The organism is Parabacteroides sp. AM58-2XD (assembly GCF_003463685.1).
GTDB lineage: Bacteria > Bacteroidota > Bacteroidia > Bacteroidales > Tannerellaceae > Parabacteroides > Parabacteroides segnis.
In genome coordinates this window covers 1-6,394 of sequence record NZ_QSDP01000180.1, presented here as the reverse complement: position 1 = coordinate 6,394, position 6,394 = coordinate 1, and the positions used below count along the sequence as shown (strand labels likewise).

The following is a 6,394-nucleotide window of genomic DNA, read 5'->3' as shown; positions in this document are numbered from 1 at the left end:
CTGTTTAATAAGACTAATTTCAATGATGTCAAAGAACAATTTAATCCCCTTATTCCGGGATTATTTGATTAATTAATAACTCGTCCCGATTTTAACGGGACACTAGTGAATCTTCATATTCCACAACTTGCGACATAATGCGACCATACATCCCTTCAAATAAGAATAGAATAAAAACGAGTACTATCTTAATATAATACATAACCCCTGCCTTAATATTTACAAAAAAATTAACACTCAAATAACAACCGCACACATAAATATTGATTTTTTTAGCATTACAAATGCTTTTGCCATTAAACTCATCCTTATTGATAAAAAAGGCACTGCTTTCACAAGCAACACCTTTCTTTTTTATAACTAACTTGTAGAAACAAATCATATTCTATTTACTACAAACTAATTAGCATTCATGGTACCCTCTTCTACCTCTCTCAGGCTGAAAAGATTATATTTATAAAGTTAACATAAACTAGTAAGATTTTTCTATAAAAATCCAAATAACATCATTTGTAATCGAATTGTCAATATTATGTTTGTTGAAACAAAAATATGTATTTTAAAATTAAATTCACAAATAATGGAAATCTGGTATTACAATAGAGAAGTCCAGTCTTATTTATCTTTTTGTCAACTTATTTTAGGACGGGATGAAAGACGCGGACAAACACGTGTCAGCCATAAAAAAATCACAAAATAAGGTATCCCTTACATATTAATAACTAAGATATACAAACACGGCTTGCAACATTCCGCAAATGCCAGTATCTTTGTAAATTATTTATTAAATAAAATGGGAAGACGCTCAGGTTACAAAGACACAAATTTCAAAAAAGCCCCTCGCGGACGCAAAGTAACGGTAAAGGAAGAGAATACATTGCTCCCTTTCCTGTTCGCATTGCTAAGTGAACAGAGCAAAAGTTCCGTCAAGGCTTTACTCAGCCACGGACAAATCTTGATAAACGGGAAGGTTACCTCCCAGTTCAACGCTCCTTTAGTGCTGGGAGACGAAGTCGAGATCAGTTACGAACGGGGAAAGGTGGAATTCAGCAACCCCTTGTTACATATTGTCTGGGAAGATGACGACCTGATCGTTGTCAATAAGAAGAACGGGCTTCTGTCTGTCTCCAGCGACCGCGTCAGGGAACGTACTGCCTACCACCTGCTCAGCGATTACGTCAAGAAAAATGATCCCCGGAGCAAGATTTTTATCCTCCACCGGCTCGACCGGGATACTTCGGGACTGATGATGTTTGCCAAGAACCAACGGGTACAGAAAGCATTGCAGTCGAACTGGAACTCGGCCATCACCCAGCGTTCTTACGTTGCCGTAGTAGAAGGCCGCCCGGAGAAAGACCATGACCTGATCGTCTCGAACCTGGTTGAAAATGCCAAGATGCAGGTATATGTAACAGCTGAAGGTGATGGAAAGGAAGCCATCACCCGTTACCATGTGCTACACAGCAACGGCCATTATTCTTTACTGCAACTCGACCTGGAAACAGGACGTAAAAACCAGATACGTGTCCAGATGGAATCTATCGGACATCCCATCGCCGGCGATTATAAGTACGGCGCAGATACTGATCCCGCCGGACGGCTGATGCTTCATGCCCGACGGCTCTTCTTTATTCATCCGGAAACAGGGGAAGAAATGCGTTTCGAAACACGTATCCCGGATGCTTTCGTTTCATTAGCTAAATAAACTAAGACAGAAATATAGACATAGTATGAAGAAACTCTTTAGTATCTTATTGCTGGTGTTCGTAACACTGGCCGTACAGGCTCAAATTCATCAGCCTGTCAAGTGGAAAATAAAACTGGAGGACTCCAAAACTGCCGAAAAAGAAATCGTATTCACCGCCACCATTGAAAAAGGCTGGCATCTGTACGATATGAACCTGCCCGAGGGGGGACCTGTTTCAACCTCGTTTACTTTTGAGACACTCCAGGGGGCCGAACTGATCGGACAACCGGTATCCAACATCAAGCCGACCGTCGTTTACGACGAACAGTTTGCCATGGACCTCCGTTGGTTCCCCGGTGCCGTAACCTTTACACAAAAGGTAAAAATACTCGACCCGAAGAAGTTTAAAATCGAAGGGGAAGTCGAATTCATGGTCTGTAACGACGAAACCTGTTTGCCCCCCGACCGTGAGAGCTTTGCTTTCGACAGTAAAAATACGAAACTGACATTGCCTGCCGAAGCGCCTGTCGTGGAGAAAGAGGATGTTATAAAAGAACAGCCGGATACGAATCTCGTAGAGGAAGAAGGAAAAACCCTGACAACACCCGACCCGGCTGCTAAAGAAGAAAAAGTAATCGTCAGTCCGGAAAAGATTACCAATGCATTAACGAATGACGCAGCTTTATGGACACCGGTTATCGACGAGTTGAAAGCCTTTGGTGACACAACTGTTACGGCAACCGATACCTCCTGGCTATTCATCTTCTTCGCCGGATTCCTCGGCGGGTTGATCGCCTTGCTGACACCTTGCGTGTGGCCGATGATCCCGATGACGGTTAGTTTCTTCCTGAAACGTACGAAAGACCGGAAGAAAGCGATTCGCGATGCATTGACATACGGCTTGTCCATTATTGTAATCTACCTGGTGATGGGATTACTTATCACGGGTATTTTTGGGGCTAGCGCACTAAATGACTTGTCAACGAACGCTATATTCAATATTATATTCTTCCTGTTGCTGGTTGTATTTGCCATTTCGTTCTTCGGAGCATTTGAAATGGTTCTACCTGCTTCATGGACAACGAAACTGGATAGCAAAGCGGATTCTACCACCGGTATATTGAGTATCTTCTTTATGTCGTTTACCCTGGTACTGGTATCTTTCTCCTGTACCGGTCCGATTATCGGAACATTATTGGTTCAGGCTGCATCCATGGGGACGGCAGTCGGTCCGGCTATCGGAATGTTCGGGTTTGCACTGGCACTCTCTATTCCGTTCAGTCTGTTCGCCATCTTCCCGAATATGTTGCAAAGTATGCCTAAATCAGGCGGTTGGCTAAACTCCGTAAAAGTTGTACTTGGTTTCCTTGAACTGGCTTTGGCTTTGAAGTTCCTTTCCGTAGCCGACCTGGCTTACGGCTGGCGTTTGCTGGATCGTGAAGTATTTATCGTGTTATGGATTGTGATATTCGTTCTGTTAGGTTTCTATCTGCTGGGCAAAATCAAATTCAGCCACGACAGCGACGTGAAATATGTATCTGTACCGCGTCTGTTTATGGCAATCATTTCATTCGGCTTCGCCGTTTATATGGTTCCGGGGCTTTGGGGTGCTCCACTGAAATCGATCAGCGCCTTCGCTCCTCCTTTGTACACACAGGATTTCAGCCTGTATGATGACGAAGTCCATGCAGCCTATGACGATTATGAAAGCGGCATGGCCAAGGCCAAACTCCTAAATAAACCGGTGATGATCGACTTTTCCGGCTTCGGTTGTGTAAACTGCCGCAAGATGGAAGCATCCGTCTGGACAGACCCGAAGGTGAAACAGATACTCGAAAACGATTATGTACTAATCACCTTGATGGTAGACGATAAGACTAAACTGCCGCATCCGATCGAAATCGAAGAACATGGCAAAGTCCGCAAACTGAAAACAATCGGCGATAAATGGAGTTATCTCCAGCGCAGCAAGTTCGGAGCCAACGCACAGCCTTTCTACATTCTATTGAATGACGAAGGTAAACCGCTCGGCCCGTCTTATGCCTTCAACGAAGATGTATCGAAATACATACAATTCCTTGAAAACGGATTGAAAACGTTCAAAGAACAAAATAAATAATTAATCAATGTGCCGATATGCCAATGTGCCAATTAAGAATGCTCCTGTACCGACAGAGTTTCTTCATTTTCACATTGGCATATTGGCACATTAACTTATTGGCATATTATTACAATGTCTACGAAACAAGAAAAAATAGAAGCCTTCGGGCAACTGCTCGACATTCTGGATGAGCTTCGGGTAAAATGTCCTTGGGACAGGAAGCAAACAAACGAGAGTCTGCGTACCAACACAATCGAAGAAACATACGAATTGTGCGACGCAATTATGAAAGACGATAATAACAACATCAAAAAAGAGTTAGGCGACCTGCTCCTGCATATCGTCTTCTATGCAAAAATAGGCGAAGAGAAAGAAGCTTCGACATCAAAGACGTATGCGACAGCCTTTGCCAGAAACTCATCTTCCGCCATCCGCATGTATTTGGTGACGCATCCGCCGATACGGCCCAAAAAGTAGAACAGAGTTGGGAACAGATAAAACTAAAAGAAAAAGGCGGCAACAAAACCGTACTGGAAGGCGTCCCTGCTTCCCTCCCGTCTGTCGTAAAAGCCCACCGTATCCAGGATAAAGCCCGCAACGTAGGCTTCGATTGGGAACAGCGCGACCAGGTATGGGATAAAGTTCATGAAGAGTTTACCGAACTGAAGGCCGAGATTGACAAAATGGATGTCGATAAAATGGAAGGTGAATTCGGAGACCTGTTCTTCAGTCTTATTAATGCCGCCCGCTTATATAAGATCAATCCGGATAACGCATTGGAACGCACGAATCAAAAGTTCATCCGCCGTTTCAACTACTTGGAAGACCATACCATCAAAGAAGGACGTTCACTGAAAGAGATGCCTTTGGAGGAAATGGATAGAATATGGAACGAAGCCAAATCGAAAGGTTTATAAAAAAACAAAAGGGGAACCGACATCACGTCGCCACCCCTCCCTTAACTTAAACGCCAAAACTAAATCTAAACAAAAAACACAAATAATGATAATATTTTATTTTTTCTTGTTTTCATCTTTCCTATCGTCCGGTCCTTTCATAAAATTCCGTGCAAACTTATATTCTGCCCGCCGGTATTTATAAAGCTTTTCAGACGATAATATCTTTTTGAATTTCTCGTAATATTCTTTTTCCAAAGCTGCTTCCTTCATCTTCACTCCGAGACATTCATCATTCACTTTCGAATAATCGGATTCAGTCGGTGGATTCTTATGCTTCAGATCCTTCGTCAACTTACGGCATTCACGGCCAACTTCGAACATTTTTTGTTGTAACTCATTACACAACGGTATAAAAGCAGCTGCTTCTTCCGGTGTCAAGCCTACTTCAGCTGTAATGAAAGCATTTCGCTTTGCCTGAAAGGCCTCCTTATCAAAATGTCGATGTTGTTGTTTTTCTCCCTGCGCCAACACTTTCGAAGAGAACAAAACTGAAATCGCCACAAATGTAATAAAAAATATTTTGCTCATACAATTATTATTACAAAAATATGCTAATAACTTCTTTTTTTCGTCAATTTATTCGTAATTGCCCAATTCTTCTGCTAAAAGATAATCCGTATATTGGGCCTCCAGATACTCCAGGTATTCCTCATTTTCTGCTTCCATGATAGCAGTTTTTACTTCCGATGCATCTTTAGACTGTACTAACAATGTATCAGACTGGCTCTTTTCGCCGTCGAAACCGACTATTGCTTTAAAGAACAACCCCAGTCCGGCAAATACAGCAGCCATATACAACCACGGACGGGCACGGTCCATCATGGAGACCTTTTTCGCCTCGGCCTTCGGTTTCTCAGGTAACTGGCTCATTATATTAGCCGTGAGATCCTTCATATACCCGTCGGGCACAGTGAAAGGATTCTTTCCTTTAAAACGTTCCAGATTGTTTTGTTCTTTTTCCATACACTTCCGTTTTAATACACCTTTGACGAACTTCGCCCCAAAAGGTTTAAATGTCTTTTGTTAAAAACTCCTCGACTTTTTTGACTGCATGATGATAAGAGGCTTTGAGGGCACCGACAGAGGTTCCCAGAATATCCGACATATCTTCATACTTCATCTCGTCAAAGTATTTCATGGTAAACACCAAACGTTGTTTCTCCGGTAAAGTGAGGATGGCATTCTGCAATTTCAGCTGTGCCTCGTCACCGTCAAAATAGTCATCTCCCTTCAGACGTTCCAGCAAAAAGACATCGGTATCGTCGATCGAAACGTTATTCATATTCCGCTGGCGGTTCAGGAAAGTAATACATTCATTGATGGCAATCTTATACAGCCAGGTAGACAACTTCGCCTCTCCCCGGAAATAATCGATATTCGTCCAGGCTTTCAGAAAAGTATTCTGCAAAAGATCGTTTGCATCATCATGGCTCAGTACCATCTTTCGTATCTGCCAATATAACTTTTCCCCATAAAGATTCACCACCCAGGCAAAAGCATCCCTTTGCCGGGCCGGATCCCGTAGTTGTTCTACGATTTCATCTTCCGTATATTGCTGCATCCTCTCCATATTTGGCTCAAATATACAAAAAAGTACGGATATAAAAAAGCGGGCAACTTTACAGTTGTCCGCTTTTCGGAAGTGCC

General features: G+C 42.7%; 5 protein-coding genes and 1 pseudogene. 3 read left to right on the top strand and 3 right to left on the bottom strand.

The annotated features are described in order from the left end of the window. Positions 1-793 precede the first annotated feature (793 nt). The 3 genes and pseudogenes from DXA15_RS24275 to mazG all read left to right on the top strand — a co-directional run bounded on the left by DXA15_RS24275 (position 794) and on the right by mazG (position 4,705). On the top strand, positions 794-1,705 hold the full coding sequence (locus DXA15_RS24275; RefSeq protein WP_128135749.1) for an RluA family pseudouridine synthase: 912 nt from the start codon (positions 794-796) through the stop codon (positions 1,703-1,705). Positions 1,706-1,730: 25 nt separating this feature from the next. Further along, complete coding sequence (locus DXA15_RS24270) at positions 1,731-3,806, top strand: cytochrome c biogenesis protein CcdA (RefSeq protein WP_128135748.1); 2,076 nt, start codon at positions 1,731-1,733, stop codon at positions 3,804-3,806. 114 nt (positions 3,807-3,920) lie between these two features. After that, positions 3,921-4,705 (top strand): annotated as a pseudogene (gene mazG / locus DXA15_RS24265) (nucleoside triphosphate pyrophosphohydrolase). Positions 4,706-4,801: 96 nt separating this feature from the next. On the opposite strand, the gene DXA15_RS24260 reads toward mazG, so the two are convergent. Genes DXA15_RS24260 through DXA15_RS24250 form a run of 3 tightly spaced genes read right to left on the bottom strand, consistent with a single transcriptional unit; the run spans position 4,802 to position 6,308 of the window. Beyond that, the gene (locus DXA15_RS24260; RefSeq protein ID WP_128135747.1) at positions 4,802-5,275 is read right to left on the bottom strand and encodes a hypothetical protein; all 474 of its coding nucleotides are present in this window, start codon (positions 5,273-5,275) and stop codon (positions 4,802-4,804) included. Positions 5,276-5,323: 48 nt separating this feature from the next. Continuing rightward, entirely contained in the window at positions 5,324-5,710 is a 387-nt protein-coding gene (locus DXA15_RS24255) for a hypothetical protein (RefSeq protein ID WP_128135746.1), read from the bottom strand. 46 nt (positions 5,711-5,756) lie between these two features. Next, on the bottom strand, positions 5,757-6,308 hold the full coding sequence (locus DXA15_RS24250) for an RNA polymerase sigma factor (RefSeq protein WP_044214784.1): 552 nt from the start codon (positions 6,306-6,308) through the stop codon (positions 5,757-5,759). Between the last annotated feature and the right edge of the window lie 86 nt (positions 6,309-6,394).